At 21.0% G+C, this 1,579-nt stretch carries 2 protein-coding genes; one reads left to right on the top strand and one right to left on the bottom strand.

Annotated features, from left to right (window positions below; genetic code table 11):
- Window positions 1-82 (top strand): IS3 family transposase (locus BN7997_RS15495; protein WP_143023248.1); only part of this gene is annotated, 82 nt, incomplete at its 5' end.
- A 753-nt stretch (window positions 83-835) separates the two neighbouring features.
- Here the strand turns inward: BN7997_RS15495 and BN7997_RS14030 are convergent.
- On the bottom strand, window positions 836-1,300 hold the full coding sequence (locus BN7997_RS14030) for a hypothetical protein (RefSeq protein ID WP_071121465.1): 465 nt from the start codon (window positions 1,298-1,300) through the stop codon (window positions 836-838).
- Window positions 1,301-1,579 lie beyond the last annotated feature (279 nt).

The following is a 1,579-nucleotide window of genomic DNA, read 5'->3' as shown; positions in this document are numbered from 1 at the left end:
GGATTACTATAATAATTATAGATATCAATGGAATTTAAGCAAGATGACTCCTGTTCAGTACAGAAATCATCTTGTTTCTTAGAAATACCTTTTTTTAAATTGTCCTTGACAAAGGGTACACTTTATTGTGCTCTTACTTATTTTTTATTGATGCCAATAGTAATCAATTAAATACAATAATATGTAATGGATTTAGCTACAAATTTTGATATAAATCACTAGATAATAATAAGAACATATTAATATCAAATAAAAGCTTAATAAGGAATGTATATGAAAGAAGAACTAATAAATCTTTATGGTATAAATATAATAATACTCAAGAGATAAATTATTTATATGGTTATTAATATATAATAATATCTAAAACATGTACAAATAGATCCTATGAATCCTAAAATCGATTTATAGATATATAATATAAATTAAAAGTTCTTATTTAACTAGCATAAAGTTAATTATAAATTAATCTAGTTTTAGAGTTTATTTTTACTGTACAAGCTCTATCCCCATTACTCATTTTAAAATAAACTTTATCTATAAGAACATTTATAAAAAGTTTCTATATATCACCTATCCTAAAATAAAATCGATATTTTTAGTATTAAATAAATTTATAAACTTTTTAGTAAAAGCTTTAGTAATTTTATAATTTATTTTTTAGCTTTATTAGCTTACTTTGTGATAATAAGAGTTGAAAAATAACCATACCAAAGTGTTTTTAATAATTTAGCATGGTTATTTATCTAATTTGCTATAAATTGCTTGTGATCAATATTATTTCCTAAATTTAATTATTACAAATATGTCAAAGTCATTTTATAAACTATCTACTTTATCCTTTAAACATAAAATCATACTTATCTTTAATTGTATTTAATGTATTAAAAGTTCCTTCTATCTTATCATTAAAATCCTCTAATGAGTTTATACTTTCTATGTATATATATTCATTTGAACTAGATTTCGGGGGAATATCACATGAAATCAATGCTTCTATTTCTATACCACTAAAAAATAGCTTATCTAAACTTATTGAAACTAATTTATTAGATTTATTTTCTAAGATCAATTCAATTACACCATAATCATTTAAATATTGAACACTAATAGCACTTATTTTTAAGTCTTCATTTTCAACTAAAACTATAGGTTCATAAAATTCTCTTATATCTTTATTAAATTGAGCTTGTTCAGTTTCATTTTTATTATCTTGTTCACCTAAATTGTCACTACTACATCCTACTATTAATAATCCACAGAATATAGTAAGACATATTATATAAATCTGTTTTTTCATAAAAAACCCTCTAAAAAAATTTCTATTCACCTATATTATATCAAAAGTAAATTTATTTTACATTATATGGCAATTGCGAACGTTGATTATATAGCATTTCATTGTTTTCTATTAATAAATAGTCTAATAAATTTAAATTAAAATATATTAATTTAATCTGTTGTGCTAGTTAAAATTATTTTCCAAATAAAGTAAGTTGATTTTTCAAAAAACAATATCCCATAAAGATTAGTATTTGTAAATATTAACCAAATACTAATCTTTTTATCTTAGCCATAG

The organism is Romboutsia timonensis (assembly GCF_900106845.1).
GTDB lineage: Bacteria > Bacillota > Clostridia > Peptostreptococcales > Peptostreptococcaceae > Romboutsia > Romboutsia timonensis.
Note: the sequence above shows the minus strand (reverse complement) of the source record. Positions and strands in the feature narration are given on the sequence as shown.